The sequence below is a fragment of the Chromobacterium subtsugae genome (assembly GCF_035919665.1).
Lineage (GTDB): Bacteria > Pseudomonadota > Gammaproteobacteria > Burkholderiales > Chromobacteriaceae > Chromobacterium > Chromobacterium subtsugae.
The window spans coordinates 2,017,591-2,037,106 of sequence record NZ_CP142381.1 but is presented as its reverse complement, the minus strand read 5'-3'; the positions used below and the strand labels follow the sequence as shown (position 1 = coordinate 2,037,106).

The following is a 19,516-nucleotide window of genomic DNA, read 5'->3' as shown; positions in this document are numbered from 1 at the left end:
TAACCACCCATGTCAATCCGTAGGCTACTCTTACTAGCGCCAATGCCAACTTGTCACTTCAGATGGAAAACGAAATACACCCTACATCACATCACCTGTTTCCTGCTTGCTGCCATCCATTACGAAAATCATGCAAAGCACAAAGCCTTTAAAATTACCACCGCCAAGGCCTTGACAAAACAAGCCATAGAAAGAAGGTGCCGCACTCAAACTATTTTAAAAAACAACTAACTGGGCATACGCAACGGTATCAAATTATGAACTGCAGCCCGCTCCAACAATTGACTTGTGGTGTTGACATCGAATTTGACATACAATCTATCGCTGATCGCTGTCTGTACCGCCCGAACTGAAATATCTTTCCCATGAAGAACCGACAGTATCCTTGCTATCTCTTTAGGGGATTTATAAATAGATAGATAGTAAATAATTTCACTCTCTCGACTACTCAAACTGATTTGCCGCCTACCTATCCCCTCACTCCTCTGGCTTAACCCGACACGCTGCTCAACGATTGATAGCTTGGTGTGCTGAACTTCATTCATAAACTTGCCAACCAAGTCAGCCAGTTGCAAGTGCAGCTTATCAATACTTCTCTCCCGCTCTATCTCCTGCAATCTCCTTTCAATTGTTACATCCTTACAAAAACCAACAAGCCCTGCAATTTCTCCGTCTTGCACAATCGGATGTTTGATGGTTTCAGACCAAACCACCTCACCATCGCCAGATGGAATCTGTTCCAACCTCGATACTATCTGCCCGGCCTCCAATACTTGTCGATCGTCCCTCTCGAATTGCTCCCAGTTACGAGCCCAAGGCAAGTCAATATCTCGCTTCTCAAGAAGGCTATCAATATTTTCAACATCAACCATATCCAAGAACTTTTGGTTGCAACCCATGAAATATCGTTCAGCGTTCTTCCAAAATGTAGGAACAGGGCTACAATTTATAATCTGAAAGTACTTATCCGTCTTGTCCATACCGTTTTCCAATATCTGCCCTCTTAAGCCAGGCGACAAAATCATTCACTTCGATGCTTCCCTCATCCGGAGCCCAACTAGCAAATGTCCTATCGACCTCCGGCTGGCCATAAACAAACCTGCAATTCCTTATCTCAAGATATGCACAATCAGACAAGGGCACATAACTGTGATACTGATTACGCTGTATCTCCATTATGCGATTACTTCGCTGCCCTATTTTAACTTTATTCAGAATTCCGCCTAAATCATCAAAGATGACAATAAGCATCTCCCCTGACATCCAAGTTACTAGCTCCCATTGATTATCGCTTTCATGCTTATGCGGCTTAATATAAGAGTCCGATGCCATGCAATTTACAAAGCGCTGTGGAATTTCATCATAACTATCGTGAACAAGTATCGGGATACGCTTCCTAGGTACCCCTTTGCTTTCTTCAATAACAGTTTCGATATAGTCATTGCTAATAAGTTTGGACTTTATTGTCTGCACGTTGATTGTTCCTTGTGGAACTATTTGCAAAATGCCTTTATAGTAACACATGCCAAAGACATGTGGAACAGTTGTTATTGCGCCATAAAAAATACTTAGCACATATAAAATTCCACCACCTCCGTCTGTTGGAATTTACCACCATGAATCCCGAAGAATATGCATACAAACACCCTTCCTGTATAGGTTTGCTGTCTTTCAAAAATGTGTTCGCCCAAGTGATCGCTCAACATGTTTGCTCTTTACCCGATGACGAACTGCTCCAGCTTGAGGCCTGTTCATGGCCACATGGCAAGATAGCCGACATGGTCTGCATAGACGAGGTATCGGTTAGCGACATGTTGGCATCTCCGTTTTATCAACCAAGAGCATCTGTCATCGCTTACATCGACCTCAAACCGGTGCTCTACTACAACGGAGCGGGTATCTACCAATGGAGCGATACGCTGGATAAGCAATGCCTCAGCTACTGGCTTACCCACCCAGAGCTGCCGCCAGGCTGGGAGCTGAACTAATATGGTGATTGATTTTCAGCGGGCGAGAAGTCTTAGACTGGAAAACAAAGACGACTGCCATGACGCCATCGTGCTGCTTGCGGGCTATTTCAGCCCAACAGAGATCAGCAACGCAGAGATTGAGTGCTACAAGGTTAGCCACGCGGATATAGCCTTGATCCGCGATGCCTTCAAGCGCGCCGCGCCCGGCTAAGTAATTAATCCCGGCTTGCTTATCGCTTTTCCTGCAAAACGTCCGATCCAAAAAAACAGGGCCTTTCGGCCCTGTCCGGTCTTCCCCGACCCTCTCGTTGTCCGTGTTTACACTTGGTACTGCGCCACCGTCTTCTGGATATGGCCGGCCTGCTCTTTCAGCTGCTGCGCCGAACTGGCCGAATCGGACGAGGCTTTGGAATTGGCTTCCGCCATCTGGGCGATCTGCTCCACCTTCTGCGCGATGGTGTTGCTGGCGCTGCCCTGCTCGACGATGCTGTCGGAAATCTCGCCGATCAACAGCGTGCTGTGCTCGGAATTGGTCTTGATCTGCTGGATGGCGTCGCTGGCCCCGCGCGCCTTCTCCGCCTCCTGGTTGACCCGGTCCACCACCTGCTGCATGCCGGTCACCGCCGCCTGGGTGCCTTGCTGCATCTTGTCTATCACCGCGGAAATCTCGGTGGTGGAACTGGCGGTGCGCTCGGCCAGCTTTCTCACCTCGTCCGCCACCACCGCGAAGCCGCGCCCCATCTCGCCGGCGCGGGCCGCTTCGATCGCCGCGTTCAGCGCCAGAAGATTGGTCTGGTCGGCTATGTCCTTGATCACGCCCAGCACCGTGGCGATGGTGACGCTGTCTTCCCGCAGCTTGCCTATCCGGTCGGACGCCTCGCCCACCGATTCGGCCACCGCGCTGATGCCGTCCACCGTGCCCAGCACCACCCGGCTGCCGCGGTCGGCGATCTCGCCAGCCTCGCGCGCCTGGTGGTTGGCCTCGCGGGCACGGTCGGCGACGTGGTTGATGCTGACCGTCACCTGCTCCACCGCCGCCGCCATCGCCGACGCCGATTCGCTCTGCTGCACCGAACTATGGGCGATGTGGCCGGAGGAGTCGGCCATATGGACGATGGCATCCTCCATCGCGGTCACGCTGCCGCGGATCTCCTGGAAGCTCTGCTGCAGCCTGGCCATCAGCTCATTGAAGGCGGTGGCGGTCTTGCCGATCTCGTCCATCCTCGCCACCGGCGCGCGCAGGCGGAAGTCCAGCGAAGTCCGCACCGACTGCATGGTGCTCAGCGTCTGCTCCAGGCTGCTGCGGATGTTGAGGAACAGATGGCCGCTGAGCCAGCCGCATATCACGACGGCCAGGCCGATCAATATCGCCGATTGCCACCACGCGGCGGCATAGGCCGCGTCGTTGTCCTTGCTCAGTTGGTCGGCGAGCTTGTAGTTGAACTCGATGTGGTCGATCAGCGCCTGGTTCAGCGCCTTGGCCTCGTTGGACATGTCGCCGGTCATCAGCTTGTCCGCCTCCGCCACATTACTGCCCTGCAGCAGCTGCAGGTACTTGTCGCGCTGCTGGCGGTAAAGCTTCATGTCGTCGCGGTCCACCTGCAGCAGCTTGCGGTCGTCGTCGTTTGAGATCAGGTCCTTCTCGTACTTGTCCAGCGCCGCGTCAAAACGCTTGTCCAGATCGGCCAGCGCGGCGAACTCCGCCTTCTTGGCCGCCGGATCGGACAGCGCGACGCTGCGCGCCAAGGTCAGCCTCACGTCCGCCAGCGCCTCCTTGGCGTCGTCCAGGGTGTGGATGCTGGGAAAAGTGTTGATCTTCATGTAATCGAAGCGGTCGTTCGCCTGCTGCTGTTTCCACAAGCCCTGCACGCCCAGGGCCAGCATCGCCAGCAGGGCCAGCACGGTGGTCAACAGCAGTCTCTTGGTAATCGTCATGTCCAACTCCTTGCAGGCCAAGCGCTTCAGACTCGGTTTACGAGAATTTACTTAGGATATTTATAGCTTTGTTTATCCAACAAACAATAAATCAATGCGCCGAAAATCGCGCATGGCAGTCCGCCAGCGCCTTGATTATTCGAAAGTATTTTCATGTATAGATAAAACAGGGTATGATTTCGCCCCTTGCTTGCGGCATCGGTGCGCGGAAAACCGCGGCGGCGCCAACCGAAACTCACTGGGTTCCCTCACCCCATTCAGCAAAAAGGATGCATCCATGTTCGCCTTCACCGACCGGCAGCGCCTGTCCGCGCTGGTCCAGCTGTCGCTGTTCCATATCGCCATCATCGCTTCCAGCAACTACCTGGTGCAGCTGCCTATCACCGTGTTCGGCTTCCACACCACCTGGGGCGCGTTCACCTTTCCGTTCATCTTCCTGGCCACCGACCTGACCGTGCGCATTTTCGGCGCGCCGCTGGCCCGGCGCATCATCCTGGCGGCGATGGTGCCGGCGCTGCTCATCTCCTACCTGGTGTCCACGCTGTTCTACCAGGGCGGATGGCAGGGCATGGCGGCGCTGGAGCAGTTCAACCTGTTCGTCGCCCGCATCGCCGCCGCCAGCTTCGCCGCCTACGCGCTGGGCCAGATCCTGGACGTGCAGGTGTTCAACCGCCTGCGCCAGCTCAAGGCCTGGTGGGTGGCGCCGGCCGCCGCGATGTTCCTCGGCAACATCAGCGACACGCTGTCCTTCTTCTTCATCGCCTTCTACAAGAGCAGCGACCCGTTCATGGCCGCCAACTGGGTGGAGATCGCCCTGGTGGACTACAGCTTCAAGGTGCTGATCTGCATGCTGTTCTTCCTGCCCATGTACGGCGTGGTGCTGAAAATGATAGTGAAGCGCCTGCTGCGCGCCGGCATCGGCGAACAGCTGCAGCCGGCCTGAGCGTCCCGGCAAAACAAAACGGCCAGCCCCCTGCGGAGCTGGCCGTTGCGCATGGCGCGGCGAGGATCAGCCCCGCATCGCCTCCCACACCTTGGCGCTGTCGACGATCTGCTCGAACTTGACGATCTTGCCGCCCTTCAGCGTGTAGACATGGGCGAAGGACGCGCTGAAGCTTTTGCCGGTAGCGCGATAAGTGCCGTGGTAGAAGCCCTGCGCCACCACGTTGTCGCCGTCGACGAAATAGCGGTCCACCGCCGCGCGGTAGCCGTCCCACTCGCTGCCCAGCCGCTGGAACACGTTTTCGACGATGGCCTGCGGGCCGACATAGGTGCCAGCGTACGGGAAGCCTGCCGCCTCGGTCCACGCCGCGTCCGGCGCCAGCGCCGCCAGCAGGTTGCGGCCGTTGTCCTCCGACTTGCCTTCGTAAGTGGCGCGGACGATGTCGAGATTGCTGCGTTGAGTCATGGGGCTTCCTTCAGGAAAACAAGAATGGTTCTCAAATATAGCCAAGACCGCGCCAATTCAAGCCTGGCCGGCGGCCAAACCGGCATATTCATATTCCATGCCGCCGCAGCCGGCGCGCGGCGCCGGCCGTATACTAGGCGGATCGCGCGCGCCGCGGCGCGCCTGCTCTCTGATAGGCTTCGCACATGATCTCTTCCGCCCCGCGCCTCTCCATGCTGGAGCTGGCCCCCATCGTCGCCGGCGGCGACGCCGCCCAGGCGCTGCAAAACAGCGTGCGGCTGGCGCAGCACGTCGAACAACTGGGCTACACCCGCTTCTGGGTGGCCGAGCATCACAATATGGCCGGCGTAGCCAGCTCCGCCACCGCGGTGCTGCTGGGCCAGATCGCCGCCCACACCCAAAGCATGCGGGTCGGCTCCGGCGGCATCATGCTGCCCAACCACGCGCCCTTGGTGGTGGCCGAGCAATTCGGCACGCTGGCCACGCTGTTCCCCGGCCGCATCGACCTGGGCCTGGGCCGCGCGCCCGGCACTGACCCCCTCACCGCCCGCGCGCTGCGCCGGGACCGCTTCGCCGGCGAAGACTTCCCGCAGCAAGTGGCGGAGCTGCGCAGCTATCTGGCGCCGGCGCAGGCTGGCCAGCAGGTGCGCGCCATTCCCGGCATCGGCACCGAGGTGCCGATATGGATTCTGGGCTCCAGCCTGTTCGGCGCGCAGCTGGCGGCGCAGCAGGGCCTGCCCTTCGCTTTCGCCGCCCACTTCGCCCCGGCCCAGCTGGGCGAGGCGCTGCAACTGTATCGCCACCTGTTCCAGCCATCCGCCGCCCTGGCCAAGCCATACGCGATGATATGCATCCCGGCGCTGGCGGCCGACAGCGACGAAAAAGCCCGCCGCCTCGCCACCACCCCGTACCAGAAATTCCTCAACCTGATCCGCGGCGACCGCCAGCCGCTGCCCGCGCCGGTGGACAGCATGGACGGACTGTGGAATCCGCGCGAGGAATTCTCCGTGCGCCACGAATGGCTGGGCGCGGCGGTGTTCGGCGGACCGGCGACGGTGAAGGCCGGGCTGCAAAAACTGCTGGACGAGACCGGCGCCGACGAAATCATGCTGTCGGTCGATTGCCACGATTTCTCCGACCGCCTGCGCTGCTGCGAGATCGTCGCCGACATCCTGCCGCAGCTGAAAACCGCACAGGCCGCGCCCGCCGCCGCGAATTGAAACCCGAAGCCTGAGCCGACAAAAAAGCCGCGGCCCCTGCCGCGGCCTTTTCCGGTTCGATCCGGGCAGAAAGCCCGGCAGCCGTTAATCGGACTCTCCGGCAATCAGCCGGTACACCCTCGCGCCCAGCACCGCGCCGATAATCGGCGCCAGCCAGAACAGCCACAGCTGCTGCACCGCCCAGCCGCCGACGAACAAGGCCACGCCGGTGCTGCGCGCCGGGTTGACCGAGGTATTGGTGACCGGAATGCTGATCAGATGGATCAAGGTCAGCGCCAGGCCTATCGCCAGCGGCGCGAAGCCCGCCGGCGCGCGCTTGTCGGTGGCGCCCATGATCACCAGCAGGAAAAACATGGTCATCACCACCTCGCACACCAGCGCGGCCGCCAGCGAGTAGCCGCCCGGCGAGTGCTCGGCGTAGCCGTTGGAAGCGAAGCCCTTGGCCACGTCGAAGCCGGCCGCGCCGCTGGCGATCACATACAGCACCGCGCCCGCGGCGATGCCGCCCAGCACCTGCGCCGCGATGTACGGCGCCAGTTGCCCGGCGGGAAAACGCCCGCCGGCCCACAGGCCGATGGATACCGCCGGGTTCAGATGGCAGCCTGAAATGTGGCCGATCGCGTAAGCCATCGTCACCACTGTCAGGCCGAAAGCCAGCGCCACGCCGGCGAAGCCTATGCCCAGGCCGGGAAACGCCGCCGCCAGCACCGCGCTGCCGCAGCCGCCCAGCACCAGCCAGAAAGTGCCCAGAAACTCCGCGCCATACGATTTCATCGCTTCTCCCCTTCAGGTTTTGAAAACCAGGCCGCCGCGGCGGCGCATGCGGAATGCGCGCTGGATGCCGGGTCGGGTGCCGTTTAACCATAGCAAATGGGAATCAACGGCACGCGCCCGGCGCGGAATTCCGTGGCGCGGCCCTGGTCAAACCGGCTGCCCAGGCGATGCCGCCCCTCTTCAACACGATTGAAAGCCGATACGGATCATGGAAGGAATGCTTGCAGGCCTGCTCGCCGCGCTGGCTTTGCCGAAAGTCGGTTTGCCCGCCATTTTCGCAGTCAGCCTGATCTCCGCCACGCTGCTGCCGCTGGGCTCCGAGCCCGCGGTGTTCGCTTATATCAAGCTCAGGCCAGACATGTTCTGGCAGGTGATGGCCGTCGCCACGCTGGGCAACACCCTGGGCGGCATGATCGACTGGTGGATGGGCTACGGCGCCAAGGTCGGATTGCTGCGCTACCGCCAGCGCCGCAGCCACCACATGCATGGCCATTCCCACGCCAAGCCGGACGGACGGCCGCCGCGCGCGCGCAAGCCCGCGCTGAACCCGCGCTATTTCCGCTGGATGCGCCGCCGCGGCGCGCCCATCCTGCTGCTATCCTGGCTGCCGGGCATCGGCGACCCGCTCTGCACGCTGGCCGGCTGGCTGCGCATCCCGTTCTGGCCCTGCGTCTGCTACATGGCGATCGGCAAATTCCTGCGTTACCTGGCGGCCACCTCCGCCCTGCTGTGGATTCCGGACGATTTCTGGCGCGACCTGACCCAATGGCTTTGAAGCGAGGCCGCAAGCGGAAAGCATCCCCAGAAAAAACAACGACATATTCCAAACAAGACCACATTCTCGACAGGGTGGTGCAGGATTGCGCTCTGCGGTAATCTGCCGGCGAAGCCGCCCGGCCATGCCGGCGGCGCGGCCCACGCACCTTGGCCCGGCAACCGTTACAATACAAACTAAGAGACGCCTCGCGGCGCCCGACAACAACCCGGACCCGATCCGGGACTTTCCCTTAGAGAAGCACGACCATGGCAATCAGCGTTTTCGACCTGTTCAAAATCGGCATCGGCCCATCCAGCTCCCATACCGTGGGCCCGATGCGCGCCGCCCGCCAATTCATCGCCCGCCTGGAGAAGGATGGCCTGCTGGACGCCGCCACCCGCGTCCAATCCGAGATGTTCGGCTCGCTGGGCGCCACCGGCAAGGGCCACGGCACCGATGTGGCGGTGCTGCTGGGCCTGCAGGGCGAACAACCTGACCTGGTCGACACCGACGCCGTGGACGGCATGCTGGCCGCCATCCGCGAGCAGCGCAAGCTGAAGCTGCTGGGCAAGCATGAGATCGACTTCATCGAAGCCGAGCACCTGGTGCTGCACAAGAAGAAAACCCTGCCCTATCACCCCAACGGCATGATCTTCGAAGCCTTCGACGCCGCCGGCAACAGCCTGTCCAAGCGCGCCTACTATTCGGTGGGCGGCGGCTTCGTGGTGGACGAGGCGGCCATCGACGCCGGCTTCGTCCCGCCGGGCGTCACCGAGCTGAAGCACCCGTTCAAGAGCGCGGCGGAACTGCTGGCGCTGTGCCAGCGCCACGGCAAGAGCATCAGCCAGATCATGCTGGAAAACGAACTGTCCTGGCGCAGCGAGGAAGAAGTGCGCGCCGGCCTGCTCAACATCTGGAACGTGATGCAGGCCTGCGTGAAGCGCGGCTGCGAGCGCGAAGGCATTCTGCCGGGCGGCATGAAGGTGAAGCGCCGCGCCGCCGACATGCACAAGAAGCTGCTGGCCTCGCCGGAGGCCGCGATGCGCGACCCGCTGACGGTGATGGACTGGGTCAACCTGTACGCGCTGGCGGTGAATGAAGAAAACGCCGCCGGCGGCCGGGTGGTGACCGCCCCCACCAACGGCGCCGCCGGCATCATCCCGGCAGTGATGCACTACTACGCCCGTTTCGTGCCGGGCGCCAGCGACGACGGCATCGTCCGTTTCCTGCTGACCGCCGGCGCCATCGGCATCCTGTTCAAGCTGAACGCGTCCATCTCCGGCGCCGAAGTCGGCTGCCAGGGCGAAGTGGGCTCCGCCTGCTCGATGGCGGCCGGCGCCTTGTGCGAAGTGATGGGCGGCACGCCGGAGCAAGTGGAAAACGCCGCCGAGATCGGCATGGAGCATAATCTGGGCCTGACCTGCGACCCGGTGGGCGGCCTGGTGCAGGTACCCTGCATCGAACGCAACGCGATGGCCTCGGTGAAGGCGATCAACGCGGTGCGGATGGCGCTGCGCGGCGACGGCCAGCATTTCGTGTCGCTGGACCGCGTGATCAAGACCATGCGCGACACCGGCATGGACATGAGCACCAAGTACAAGGAAACCGCGCGCGGCGGCTTGGCAATCAACGTGATCGAAGTGCCGGTCAACATCGTCGAGTGCTGAGCCCGCTCCCGTGAAACGACAACAGACGGCCGCGAGCATCCGCGGCCGTCTTTTTTCTTGCTGGCACGCTTGCCGCCCAATCTGGCACACTAGTGCCGATATCAGACGCCATCAGAGCCCCTTCCCGTGCACGCACTTGAAATAGAAACGCCCCGCCTGCGCCTGCGCCCGCTCCTGGAGCGGGACGACGCCTTCATCCTGGAATTGCTGAACGAACCCGCCTTCCTCGCCAATATCGGCGACAAGGACGTGCGCGACCTGTCCGGCGCGCGCAACTACATAGAAAAAGGCCCGCAGGCCAGCTACCAGCAGCACGGCCATGGCCTGCTGCTGGTCGAACTGCAAGCCGGCGCCGTTCCCGTCGGCATCTGCGGCCTGGTCAAGCGCGACAGCCTGCCCCACCCCGACATCGGCTACGCCTTTCTGCAGCGCCACTGGGGCCGCGGCTACGCCAGCGAGGCCGGCGCCGCCTGCCTGGCTCACGGCCGCGAGCGGCTGAACATAGACTACGTGGTGGGCATCACCGCGCCGGGCAATCTGGGCTCCATCCGCGTGCTGGAAAAGCTGGGCCTGCAATACGACCGCACGCTGGCGCTGCCCGGCATCAACGGCCCCAGCCTCTACTACGTTCCCGCCGGCCGCGGCGAGAAACCCGCCTGAGCGCGCCTCCGAGCCGACACCGCGGGCATGAAAAAACCGGGCGCGAGGCCCGGTTTTTTGTCTGCTGCGGAGGCGAGGATCAGACCGACAGGTAGGACGACTGCTTCAGGCCGCGGCAGAACTCGGCGAAGAACTGGCTGCGCTCCTCGGCGCTGAGATCGCACTCGCGGGTCTTGGCTTCGTAGCGGTTGAGCAGGTCTTCCGGCGACAGGTGCACGTAGCGCAGCATGTCCTCGATGGTGTCATGCTCTTCCACGCCGGAGAACTCCAGCTCGCCGCCTTGGCGCACGTAAACGTTGACCGAATCGGTATCGCCGAACAGATTGTGCATGTCGCCCAGGATTTCCTGGTAGGCGCCCACCAGGAACACCGCGATCAGGTACTCTTCGCCCTGCTTCACCTCATGCACCGACATGCTGTTCTCGATGCTCTGCTGATCGACGTAGTGCTTGAGCTTGCCGTCGGAGTCGCAGGTCAGGTCCTGCAGCACCGCGCGGCGGGTCGGCTGCTCGGCCAGCCGGTGCAGCGGCATGATGGGCAGCACCTGATCGATGGCCCAGGTGTCCGGCAGGCTCTGGAATACCGAGAAGTTGCAGAAGTACTTGTCGGCCAGGCGGTCGGTCAGCTCGTCGTACACCTGGCGCTGCGAACGCTGGCTGGCTTGCAGCTGGGTGTGCAGACGGCGGCACAGCGTGGCGTGGACTTCCTCAGCCAGCGCCTTTTCCTTCAGCGACAACCGGCCTTCCGCGTACATGTCGCTCACTTCCGACACGCAATGGCTGGCGCGGTAGTAGATTTCAGTGACCAGCTCTTCATCGTTGAGGCTGGCCAGCTCCAACAGCTTGCGCAACGGCAGCGACAGCGCTTCCACGTTGTCGATCTTGGACACGGTGTCAGGCAGGCGCTCGACATCGGTGACATTCATCAGCAGCACCGCGTGGTGCGCGGTCATCGCGCGGCCGGATTCGGACAGGATGCGCGGGTGCGGAATGCCGTTCTCGGCGCAGAACTCCGACAGCATGGAGACGATCACGTGAGCGTATTCGTCCATGTCGTAGTTGATCGAGCTGTCGTTGCGCGAGTGGGTGCCGTCGTAGTCGACGCCCAGGCCGCCGCCGACGTCGACATGGTCGACCGGCAGGCCCAGCGCGCGCAGTTCGGCGAAGTAGCGGATGGCTTCGCGGAATCCCAGCCGGTAGTCGGCGATATTGGCGATCTGCGAACCCATGTGGAAGTGCATCAGGCGCACGCAGTCGGCCATGCCGGCCGCGGTCAGCTTGTCCACCGCGGAGATCAGCTGGCCGGCGGACAGGCCGAACTTGCCCTTCTCGCCGCCGGTGTCCGACCACTTGCTGGAGGCCAGCGACGACAGGCGCACGCGCAGGCCCAGATTGGGGCGCACGCCGAGCTTCTTCGACTCCTCGATCACCAGCTCGACTTCGGATTCCTTCTCGATGACGATGAACACCTGGTGGCCCAGGCGCTCGCCGATCAGCGCGAGGCGGATGAATTCGCGGTCCTTGTAGCCGTTGCAGACGATGGTGCAGCCCTTGGGCGCCAGCGCCAGCACCGCCATCAGCTCAGGCTTGGAGCCGGCTTCCAAACCAATGGAAACTTCCTGCGTGGCGATGATGCTCTTGACCACCGCTTCTTGCTGGTTGACCTTGATCGGATAGATGGCGGTGTAGCGGTTGCCATAGCCTTGCTCGGCGATGGCCTTGTCGAACGCGCCGCACAGCCGGCTGACGCGGTCTTGCAGAATGTCGGGGAAACGCACCAGCAGCGGCAGATCCAGCCCCTTGGCGCCCAGCTCGTGCACCAGCCGGTACAGATCGATTTCCTTTTGCTGGCGGACATTGGGACGCACGACGATATTGCCGCTGTCTCCGACGTCGAAATAACCAGCCCCCCAATGCCGGATGCCGTACAGGCTCCGGCTATCAGCCACAGACCAAGCCATGAGTTTTCCTCTCAGAACTTATGATGGATAACCCCGCTCCTTAGTGCACGGCTTTCGGGCTCTACAGCTTTTATGTGGGCCTGGGATGTCGGAGCGAAACAGAGTGAATTGTTAGTTGTTGCATAGCGCAAACGAGCGCGGATTGTAACAACATCTCGCTGATTGACAAGTAAAAAAATGTACCCGTTCCGACGCGTCCGATCGAATTCTCCGCCCCTTGCCGCCGCCATGGTTTGCACAGTGAAAATTCATGGCAGTTAAAACAATGAATTGCATGCCAGGCGCGCGCTCCGGCATGACATTCAACAGTGCTTCGCCGCGCTCGCGGTGTGCGCGATTTCCAACAAAAACACCCATCCCGAGCCGGGAGGCGGCGCCGGCCGCGCCAAGCCGGGCATGACGCGGCCATGGCCAGAGATTACAATCGGCCATCCATCACTTCCATCATGCCGCCATGACCCAAGCCAGCCGCTTTCTGCAACACGCGCTCCATCCCGACGCCGGCGCCGACGCATCCTGGCCGCTGCCTTCCGGCCTGCAGGCGCGCTGGGTTGCCGCCGGCTGCGTCGAAATAGACCCAGGCCTGCCCCAGGCCGATTCGGTATTGCTAAGCTGCGGCGTGCACGGCAACGAAACCGCCCCCATCGAAGTGGCCGACGCCATCCTGGCCGACATCGCCGACGGCGCGCTGGCCCTGAATTGCCGGCTGCTGGTGATGTTCGCCAATATCGAAGCCATTCGCGCCGGCGAGCGCTACCTCGGCTATGACATGAACCGGCTGTTCAACGGCGCCCATGCCAAACACGCCGACCTGGCCGAGTCCCGGCGCGCCGCCGAGCTGGAAGTCCTGGCAGGACGCTTCTTCGCCCAGGCCCGGGCCCGCAAGCTGCACTACGACCTGCATACCGCCATCCGCGGTTCGGCGTTCGAGAAATTCGCCATCTACCCGTACTTGCACGAACGCGTCCATAACCGCCAACAGCTGGCCTGGCTGCAGCAAAGCGGGATAGAGGCGGTGCTGCTGCACAGCCAGCCAGCCAACACGTTCAGCTACCATACCAGCCGCCGCTTCGAGGCCGACGCCTTCACTCTGGAGCTGGGCAAGGCGCGGCCATTCGGCCAAAACGATCTGGCGCGCTTCGCCGGCATAGACCAGGCGCTGCGCCGCTTGCTGTCCGCGCCGGCCAGCGGGGTCCCCGCCCTCCAGCCCGACGCGCTGCCGCTGTTCCGCGCCAAGTACGATCTGGTCAAGCGCAGCGAGCATTTCCGCCTGCACCTGGCCGACGACGTGGAGAATTTCACCCGGCTGCCGGACGGCATGCTGATCGCCGAAGATGGCGATACCCGCTATCTGGCGACCGGCGGCGAAGAGCGGATCCTGTTCCCCAATCCCGCGGTCAAGCCCGGCCTGCGCGCCGGCATCGTGGTGGAGCCGGCGCGGCTGGATTGAGCCGGACAAGACAAAGGGCCGCATCCGCGGCCCTTTTCCCACGCCACCTCATCGCCCGTCAGCCGGAAATGTAGTTGAACAGCGACAGCTGCGACACCTGGGCGTAGGTTTTCTGCGTGTACTGCAGCGAGGTCTGAGTCATGGTGAAGGTGGAGATCGCCTGCGCCATGTCCAGGTTCTGCAAATCGCCGATGCTGGTGTTGTATTGCAAGTCCAAGCTGCTGCTCATCCCCTGCAGGTTGGCGTTTTCCTGTTCGCGCGCGCCAACCGACGCCAGGCTGGTGGTCATCTGCTGCGTGGCGCTGGTGATCTGGTTGGTGATCGCGTTCAGCTGGGTCTGATAGTTGGCCGGCTTGGGATTCTGCCCCAACAGGTTGTACAGATTGATCAGCGAATCGAATGCGCCGGTGGCGCTGCCGCCGGTGCCGGGCGTGCCGAAAATGGCATTGCCCGGATCAGAAATGGTCATGATGCGGGACGCGGCCACCTGCACGCTGCGCTGGCCGCTGTCGCCGTTATAGGTCGCGGTCGGCGGCGACGATGCCATGTTGACGGTGAACGGCACCGTGGTCACCTGGTTGCCGCTGAACAGATAGCTGCCGTTGCCGTCGGTGGCGTTGGCGTAGCCGGTCAGTTCGGAAATCCCCTCTTTCACCGTTTGCTGGATCGCCTGCAGCTGGGTAGGGGACAGAGAGCCGTCGCCAGCGTAGATCGATTGGCTCTTCATCGCGTTCATCAGATTGATCGCGCTGTTGATGGTGGTGTCCGACAAGGACAGCCAGGACTGCACCGACTGGGTATTGGTCTTGTACTGGCTGTTCTGGCCGCTGGAGGTATTCAGCAACTCGATGCGCGCGGATGCCACCGGATCGTCGGCGGGGGTCACCACCCGCTTCTGGTTGTCGATCTGCATATTGACCTGCACCAACTGGGCTTGCAGGTTGGACATATTATCTATGCCGGACTGGTATAAAGTCGCTGAACTGATGCGCATCGCCGCTCTCCTCTCGCGAATATTCAGGACATGATGTTGAGAATGCTGGAAAAGGTGCTCTGCGCAATCTGGATCACCTTGCTGCAGGCCTGATAGGACTGCTGGTATTTGATCAGATTGGCGGCCTCCTGGTCCAGATTGACACCAGTCAAGTTGGAATTGGCCCGGGTAGCCTGTTGCAGCGTGTTCTGCGCCGACGTGTTCTGCAGGCCTACCGCGTAAGTCTGGTTGGCCACCGTGGTGACCGTAGAGGTGAAATAAGTCTGGTACGACTGTCCATTCACCAGCGCGATGTTCTGTTGCGCGGTCAGCTGCAGCAGATTGCTGTTGTCGCCGGACGGCGGCGTGACAGTCCCGACCGCCGGAATCGGCTTCGGCCCCACCGTGAAGGTCTGGCCCGGGTCAGGCGATCCGGACAGCTGGAAGCCTATGCCCACGTCCACCGGCGGCGTCGCCGTGGTTTGCAGCTTGTAGGCGTTGGGCTGGCCGGTGACCGGCACCACGTTGTACGGTCCGCCGCCGTTGGTCCCGGCGATGGTGGCGGTCATCGACACCGGCGCCGCCGACGCGGTGATGGTCATATTGGTCAGGCCGCTGGACGGGTGGCTGGTGGTGGCCGGAAACGACGGCGGCGTGCCATTGATGCTGGTGGCGTAAGTGCCCGGCAGACTGGACCACACCGCGCTCATCGTCACGCCGCTGGGATTGCCGGCGGTGCCGGTGGCAACCAGGTTGGAGGCGGTGGCCAGCAGCTTGGGATCGCCCATCGTCACCTGGAACTGCCCGGCGGCATACTGCGGATTGCTGGCGTAGGCGGACAGGTCCTTGAAGATGGGCCCGCCCGGCTGGCCGTTGTAATCCACTCCCAGCGAATTCTGGTAATTCATCGCCGCGGCGAAATCGATCGCCATGGTGCCCAGCTGGTTCTGCGTCTGCGCCAGCGCCCCGTCGCGGAAGTTCAGCAAGCCGCCCAGCTGCCCGCTGTTGAGGATGGTGTCGGGCAGAATGGTCAGGGTGTTGTTCGGATTGGTGAAGCCCACCTGCAGATTGCTGGGATTGTTCGGGTCGGCCTGGGTGGCCAGCTGGTTCACCGTGCCGCCGGTCACCAGGGTCTGGCCGCTGCCGATGGAAACCGTGTAGGAGCCGTCGCTCTGCACCGAGGCGGTGGCGCCTATCATCTGGTTCAGCTGCAGCAATGCCTGATCGCGCTGATCCAGCAGAGTGTTGGGTTGCGGCGCCTGGGTGTTGCCGCCGGTGGCCGCGCCGATCTGCTTGTTCAGATTGGCGATTTGTTGAGCCAGCGCATTGATGCTTTGCACCGCGGTCTGAACCTGGCCGTTGACGCCTTGCTGCAGCTGCACCAGCTGGCTGTTCAGCGAAGTGATGGAGGCCGCCATCGCCTGCCCCATGCTCAGCACGTTCTGCCGGGTAGGCAGCGACGAAGGCTGCTGCGACAAGGTTTGCATCGCGCCGAAGAAGGACTGGATCGCCGGATTCGGACTCTGGGTGGAGTTGCCGATCATGTTGTTGATCTGGTTCAACTGCTGCAGCTGAGTGGTGTAATAGCTGCTGCCGGTCTGCGCGCTCTGCACTTGGCCGGCCAGATACTGGCTATAGGTGCGCAGCACGTTGGTGACGTCCACGCCCTGCCCCAGGAAGCCGAAGCCGACATTCTGCGGCTGGCGTCCCGCTTGCGTGATGTACTCGACGTTGTAGCCCGGAGTGGACGCGTTGGAGATGTTGTTGCTGGTCACCGACAACGCGTTTTGCGCCGCATTCAGCCCACTCAGGCCTATGCCGAAAATATCAGCTCCGACGATTGCCATGATTACCCTCTACAATTCTTCATCTCTATCGGCCGACTCTGCCAAAACTTGATCAAGTTTTGGCCACTTGTTGCGCCAGGCTGGCGGCGACATCCACCAGTTTGCGCGCGTAGCGCGGATCGGTGGCATAGCCGCCCGACTGCAGGCCCTGCGCGAAACCGTACATGTTCTGCCCCTGGTTCAACACGTTCTTGTAGCGCGACGAGCCTTTGAGCACCTTGGCGTAATCGCTGAACGCATCGGCGTAGGAGTCGTAGGAACGGAAGGTTTCCATCCGCTTTTGCGCTACGCCGCCGCTGTATTCGGTAGTCATGATAGTGGTGGTCTTGCCCTGCCAGTCGGAACCCGCCTTGATGCCGAAAAGATTATGGCTGTCCGAGCCGTCGCTGTTGCGGATGGCGCGCTTGCCCCAGCCGCTTTCCAGCGCCGCATGCGCCACCACGCACTCCGGCGCCACGCCCAACTGCTGCGCCGCGGCGCGGGCATGCGGCAGCAAGCTGCTGGCGAAGGCGCGGCCGCCGCCGACCGGCGTGGCAGCCGTCGGCGAGTCCGCCGCGGCCACGCCGGATGCGCCCTGCGCGCTGCGGTAAGCTTGCTGCATGCGCTGGCCGATGGGCTGAACCGGCGACCACTGGCCGGCGACCGGGCGGCTGTTCAACGCGTGCGTCTGGCCTTCGTCGGGGCTGAAGCCGGATTGCCTGGCGATCTGGCGGTAAATCATATCGCCCAGGCCCAGGCCGCCGTTGGCGCTCATCGCCTGCACCATCTGCTGGTCCGCCATGCTGCGATAGGTATCCATGCCGTTCGACTCTTCCGAATCGTCGAACTTGGTCTCGCGCATGGTTTTCAGCATGGTGTTCATCAACAGCGCCTCGAACTGCGACGCGGTTTCGCGCGCCGCGGCTTTGGGGTCGCTGCTGGCCTTGGCCTTCAGGCTGCGCATGTGGCTGGGGTCGATCGCGAGCTGGCGGCTAAGCGCGTCCTGCGGCGCGACGGCTTGGAATTTGGCGGTCATCAATTACTCCTTGAGCCGCAAAAAGCAATAATCATGCCACCACGCCGTAACCCACGCAGGCTCAGATGATTTGCAGGTCCGCCTTCAGCGAGCCGGCCGATTTCATCGCCTGCAGAATGGAAATCAGGTCTTGCGGCGTCGCCCCCAGCGCATTGAGCGCGTTGACCACCTGCGACAGATTGGCGCCCCCCTTCAGGCCCACCACCTTGCCGCCGGTGCTGTTGATCACGATATCCGCCTGATTGGTGACCGTGGTCTTGCCGCCGGAGAGCGAGTTGGGCTGGCTGACTTGCGGCGTGTTGGTGACCGTCACCGACAGGTTGCCGTGCGACACCGCGCAGGACGACAGCGTCACCGCCTGGTTCATCACGATGGAGCCGGTGCGGGCGTTGATGATGACCAGAGGGGAAACATCTGCCGGGTCGACGGCAATATTTTCCATCCGCGACAGGAATTGCACCCGCTGGTTGCTGTCGAACGGCGCCCTCACTTCGATCAGCCGGCCATCCACCGCGCGGGCGGTGTCGGCACCGAAGGTTTTGTTGATCGCCTGCACCGCGCGGTTGGCGGTGGTGAAATCCGCCTCCTGCAGCTCCAGATGGATGAATTCGCCGTCGCCCAGCGCGGTTTGCACCTCGCGCTCCACCGTGGCGCCGGCCGGAATTCGGCCCACGCTCAACTGGTTGATCTGAGTGGAGCTGCCGCCGGCGGACGCGCCCGCGCCGCCGACCACCACATTGCCCTGGGCCATCGCATAGATCTGGCCGTCGGCGCCCTTCAGCGGCGACAACAGCAAAGTGCCGCCGCGCAGGCTCTTGGCGTCGCCTATCGACGACGCCGTCACGTCTATCATCTGCCCGCGCTTGGAGAAGGCCGGCAGCGTGGCGGTCAGCGACACCGCCGCCACGTTCTTCGGGTCTATCTTGGTGCCGGGCGGCACCTGCACGCCAAGCTGATTGAGCATATTGATCATCGCCTGGCCGGTGAACGGCGAGGAAGTGACCTTGTCGCCACTGCCGTCCAGGCCGACCACCAGGCCGTAGCCTATCAACTGGTTGGGCCGCACGCCGCCGATATTGGCGATATCCTTCAAGCGCTGCGCCGACAAGGCCGGCAGGGACGCCAGCAACAGACAGGCCAGCACGATCCATTTCTTCATCATTCCACCCCTATGCCGGGCGCCGATCAGATCGGCAGCAGCGACATGAAAATCTTCGACAACCAACCCGGCTCATTGTATAGGCGGTTGTTGCCCTTGGTCTGCTGTTCGACGCGCGCGTCGGCTATCTTCAGCGAGGACACGGTGCGGTCCGGCGCGATGTCGCGCGGATTGACCACGCCGGACAGGCGGATGGATTCGGTATCGCTGTTGATCCGCACCTGCTTCTCGCCGCTGACCTCCAGATTGCCGTTGGCCAGCACGTCGATCACAGTGACAGTGATGGAGCTGACGAAGCTGGTGGCCACCTGGTTGTTGCCCTTGCCGGTATTGTTGGCCGAGCCGGAGCTGTTGAAGTTGGTGCCGCCCAGGCCGCCGGCCAGGCCGCTTGGCAGGAACGGTATCTTGACGCCGGCGGTGATGTTGGAGGTCAGCGCCGAAGTCCGAGTGTCGGTGGTCTGCTCGGACGCCGAGGTCGAGGAGTTTTCCTGGATCATCACCTGCAAGGTGTCACCCACCTGGACCGGCATGCCGTCCTGGAACAGCGGCCGATAGCTGGCCGCCTGGAAAATGGCGCCATTGGCGGGAATGCCCATCGCCCGCGGCTGCGGCTTCGCCGTCGTCGGCGTCTGCACCAGCGGCGGCTCCTGCACCGCACAGCCCGCCAGCGCCAACAGCGCCGCGGCCAGCATCACCAGATTGGTTTTCATCGCCATTCCTC

Annotated in this window: 19 protein-coding genes; 8 read left to right on the top strand and 11 right to left on the bottom strand. The window is 62.2% G+C overall.

Annotated elements, in window-relative coordinates; translation table 11 throughout:
- Positions 1 to 227 precede the first annotated feature (227 nt).
- Both U6115_RS10110 and U6115_RS10105 read right to left on the bottom strand, forming a co-directional pair.
- A complete protein-coding gene (locus U6115_RS10110; RefSeq protein ID WP_043581181.1) occupies positions 228 to 980 on the bottom strand; it encodes a helix-turn-helix transcriptional regulator in 753 nt (250 codons plus the stop codon).
- Positions 964 to 1,575, bottom strand: coding sequence for a WbuC family cupin fold metalloprotein (locus U6115_RS10105; protein WP_146008333.1), 612 nt, complete (start codon positions 1,573 to 1,575; stop codon positions 964 to 966). Before U6115_RS10105 ends, U6115_RS10110 begins: the two co-directional genes overlap by 17 nt.
- A 41-nt stretch (positions 1,576 to 1,616) precedes the next feature.
- Between U6115_RS10105 and U6115_RS10100 the strand changes: the two genes are divergently transcribed.
- Together U6115_RS10100 and U6115_RS10095 are read left to right on the top strand one after the other, a co-directional pair.
- Positions 1,617 to 1,988 (top strand): hypothetical protein, encoded by a 372-nt coding sequence (locus U6115_RS10100; RefSeq protein WP_059184307.1) that lies wholly within the window; start codon positions 1,617 to 1,619, stop codon positions 1,986 to 1,988.
- Between the two features lies 1 nt (position 1,989).
- Positions 1,990 to 2,181 (top strand): hypothetical protein, encoded by a 192-nt coding sequence (locus U6115_RS10095; RefSeq protein WP_043581177.1) that lies wholly within the window; start codon positions 1,990 to 1,992, stop codon positions 2,179 to 2,181.
- Between the two features lie 107 nt (positions 2,182 to 2,288).
- Here U6115_RS10095 and U6115_RS10090 read toward each other — a convergent pair whose 3' ends face one another.
- Complete coding sequence (locus tag U6115_RS10090; protein WP_043581175.1) at positions 2,289 to 3,905, bottom strand: methyl-accepting chemotaxis protein; 1,617 nt, start codon at positions 3,903 to 3,905, stop codon at positions 2,289 to 2,291.
- A gap of 277 nt (positions 3,906 to 4,182) precedes the next feature.
- Here U6115_RS10090 and U6115_RS10085 point away from each other — a divergent pair, with 277 nt between their 5' ends.
- Complete coding sequence (locus tag U6115_RS10085) at positions 4,183 to 4,848, top strand: 7-cyano-7-deazaguanine/7-aminomethyl-7-deazaguanine transporter (RefSeq protein WP_043581173.1); 666 nt, start codon at positions 4,183 to 4,185, stop codon at positions 4,846 to 4,848.
- Positions 4,849 to 4,914: 66 nt separating this feature from the next.
- Here the strand turns inward: U6115_RS10085 and U6115_RS10080 are convergent, their stop codons facing one another.
- On the bottom strand, positions 4,915 to 5,313 hold the full coding sequence (locus U6115_RS10080; protein ID WP_043581170.1) for a nuclear transport factor 2 family protein: 399 nt from the start codon (positions 5,311 to 5,313) through the stop codon (positions 4,915 to 4,917).
- 185 nt (positions 5,314 to 5,498) lie between these two features.
- Here U6115_RS10080 and U6115_RS10075 point away from each other — a divergent pair, with 185 nt between their 5' ends.
- Positions 5,499 to 6,533, top strand: coding sequence for an LLM class flavin-dependent oxidoreductase (locus tag U6115_RS10075; RefSeq protein ID WP_043581168.1), 1,035 nt, complete (start codon positions 5,499 to 5,501; stop codon positions 6,531 to 6,533).
- Positions 6,534 to 6,617: 84 nt separating this feature from the next.
- Here the strand turns inward: U6115_RS10075 and aqpZ are convergent, their stop codons facing one another.
- Positions 6,618 to 7,307, bottom strand: a complete 690-nt coding sequence (gene aqpZ, locus U6115_RS10070; RefSeq protein ID WP_043581166.1) for an aquaporin Z — start codon at positions 7,305 to 7,307, stop codon at positions 6,618 to 6,620.
- 208 nt (positions 7,308 to 7,515) lie between these two features.
- Here aqpZ and U6115_RS10065 point away from each other — a divergent pair, with 208 nt between their 5' ends.
- The 3 genes from U6115_RS10065 (at position 7,516) to U6115_RS10055 (ending at position 10,391) form a co-directional block, all read left to right on the top strand.
- Entirely contained in the window at positions 7,516 to 8,082 is a 567-nt protein-coding gene (locus U6115_RS10065) for a YqaA family protein (protein WP_043581164.1), read from the top strand.
- A gap of 248 nt (positions 8,083 to 8,330) precedes the next feature.
- Positions 8,331 to 9,731, top strand: a complete 1,401-nt coding sequence (locus tag U6115_RS10060) for an L-serine ammonia-lyase (protein WP_043581162.1) — start codon at positions 8,331 to 8,333, stop codon at positions 9,729 to 9,731.
- 126 nt (positions 9,732 to 9,857) lie between these two features.
- Positions 9,858 to 10,391 (top strand): GNAT family N-acetyltransferase, encoded by a 534-nt coding sequence (locus tag U6115_RS10055; RefSeq protein WP_043581161.1) that lies wholly within the window; start codon positions 9,858 to 9,860, stop codon positions 10,389 to 10,391.
- Positions 10,392 to 10,470: 79 nt separating this feature from the next.
- Here U6115_RS10055 and speA read toward each other — a convergent pair whose 3' ends face one another.
- Complete coding sequence (speA, locus tag U6115_RS10050) at positions 10,471 to 12,351, bottom strand: arginine decarboxylase (RefSeq protein WP_043581159.1); 1,881 nt, start codon at positions 12,349 to 12,351, stop codon at positions 10,471 to 10,473.
- Between the two features lie 454 nt (positions 12,352 to 12,805).
- Between speA and astE the strand changes: the two genes are divergently transcribed.
- Positions 12,806 to 13,801 (top strand): succinylglutamate desuccinylase, encoded by a 996-nt coding sequence (astE, locus tag U6115_RS10045; RefSeq protein ID WP_043581157.1) that lies wholly within the window; start codon positions 12,806 to 12,808, stop codon positions 13,799 to 13,801.
- Positions 13,802 to 13,859: 58 nt separating this feature from the next.
- Here astE and flgL read toward each other — a convergent pair whose 3' ends face one another.
- The 5 genes from flgL to U6115_RS10020 form a co-directional block, all read right to left on the bottom strand.
- Entirely contained in the window at positions 13,860 to 14,795 is a 936-nt protein-coding gene (gene flgL / locus U6115_RS10040) for a flagellar hook-associated protein FlgL (RefSeq protein WP_043581156.1), read from the bottom strand.
- Positions 14,796 to 14,818: 23 nt separating this feature from the next.
- The gene (gene flgK / locus U6115_RS10035) at positions 14,819 to 16,621 is read right to left on the bottom strand and encodes a flagellar hook-associated protein FlgK (RefSeq protein ID WP_043581154.1); all 1,803 of its coding nucleotides are present in this window, start codon (positions 16,619 to 16,621) and stop codon (positions 14,819 to 14,821) included.
- A gap of 52 nt (positions 16,622 to 16,673) precedes the next feature.
- Entirely contained in the window at positions 16,674 to 17,636 is a 963-nt protein-coding gene (flgJ, locus tag U6115_RS10030) for a flagellar assembly peptidoglycan hydrolase FlgJ (protein WP_043581152.1), read from the bottom strand.
- A gap of 61 nt (positions 17,637 to 17,697) precedes the next feature.
- Positions 17,698 to 18,795: a flagellar basal body P-ring protein FlgI gene (locus U6115_RS10025; protein ID WP_043581150.1), complete on the bottom strand. Its 1,098-nt coding sequence runs from the start codon at positions 18,793 to 18,795 to the stop codon at positions 17,698 to 17,700.
- 26 nt (positions 18,796 to 18,821) lie between these two features.
- On the bottom strand, positions 18,822 to 19,505 hold the full coding sequence (locus U6115_RS10020; RefSeq protein WP_043581147.1) for a flagellar basal body L-ring protein FlgH: 684 nt from the start codon (positions 19,503 to 19,505) through the stop codon (positions 18,822 to 18,824).
- Positions 19,506 to 19,516 lie beyond the last annotated feature (11 nt).

What these genes read in the sequence shown, in the direction of transcription:
- U6115_RS10080 (WP_043581170.1), bottom strand. Translation starts at nt 5,313, where the DNA reads ATGACTCAACGCAGCAATCTCGACATCGTCCGCGCCACTTACGAAGGC.
- U6115_RS10065 (WP_043581164.1), top strand. Translation starts at nt 7,516, where the DNA reads ATGGAAGGAATGCTTGCAGGCCTGCTCGCCGCGCTGGCTTTGCCGAAA.
- U6115_RS10020 (WP_043581147.1), bottom strand. Translation starts at nt 19,505, where the DNA reads ATGAAAACCAATCTGGTGATGCTGGCCGCGGCGCTGTTGGCGCTGGCG.
- U6115_RS10100 (WP_059184307.1), top strand. Translation starts at nt 1,617, where the DNA reads ATGAATCCCGAAGAATATGCATACAAACACCCTTCCTGTATAGGTTTG.
- astE (WP_043581157.1), top strand. Translation starts at nt 12,806, where the DNA reads ATGACCCAAGCCAGCCGCTTTCTGCAACACGCGCTCCATCCCGACGCC.
- speA (WP_043581159.1), bottom strand. Translation starts at nt 12,351, where the DNA reads ATGGCTTGGTCTGTGGCTGATAGCCGGAGCCTGTACGGCATCCGGCAT.
- U6115_RS10025 (WP_043581150.1), bottom strand. Translation starts at nt 18,795, where the DNA reads ATGAAGAAATGGATCGTGCTGGCCTGTCTGTTGCTGGCGTCCCTGCCG.
- flgL (WP_043581156.1), bottom strand. Translation starts at nt 14,795, where the DNA reads ATGCGCATCAGTTCAGCGACTTTATACCAGTCCGGCATAGATAATATG.
- U6115_RS10110 (WP_043581181.1), bottom strand. Translation starts at nt 980, where the DNA reads ATGGACAAGACGGATAAGTACTTTCAGATTATAAATTGTAGCCCTGTT.
- flgJ (WP_043581152.1), bottom strand. Translation starts at nt 17,636, where the DNA reads ATGACCGCCAAATTCCAAGCCGTCGCGCCGCAGGACGCGCTTAGCCGC.
- flgK (WP_043581154.1), bottom strand. Translation starts at nt 16,621, where the DNA reads ATGGCAATCGTCGGAGCTGATATTTTCGGCATAGGCCTGAGTGGGCTG.
- U6115_RS10095 (WP_043581177.1), top strand. Translation starts at nt 1,990, where the DNA reads ATGGTGATTGATTTTCAGCGGGCGAGAAGTCTTAGACTGGAAAACAAA.
- U6115_RS10060 (WP_043581162.1), top strand. Translation starts at nt 8,331, where the DNA reads ATGGCAATCAGCGTTTTCGACCTGTTCAAAATCGGCATCGGCCCATCC.
- U6115_RS10085 (WP_043581173.1), top strand. Translation starts at nt 4,183, where the DNA reads ATGTTCGCCTTCACCGACCGGCAGCGCCTGTCCGCGCTGGTCCAGCTG.
- U6115_RS10090 (WP_043581175.1), bottom strand. Translation starts at nt 3,905, where the DNA reads ATGACGATTACCAAGAGACTGCTGTTGACCACCGTGCTGGCCCTGCTG.
- aqpZ (WP_043581166.1), bottom strand. Translation starts at nt 7,307, where the DNA reads ATGAAATCGTATGGCGCGGAGTTTCTGGGCACTTTCTGGCTGGTGCTG.
- U6115_RS10075 (WP_043581168.1), top strand. Translation starts at nt 5,499, where the DNA reads ATGATCTCTTCCGCCCCGCGCCTCTCCATGCTGGAGCTGGCCCCCATC.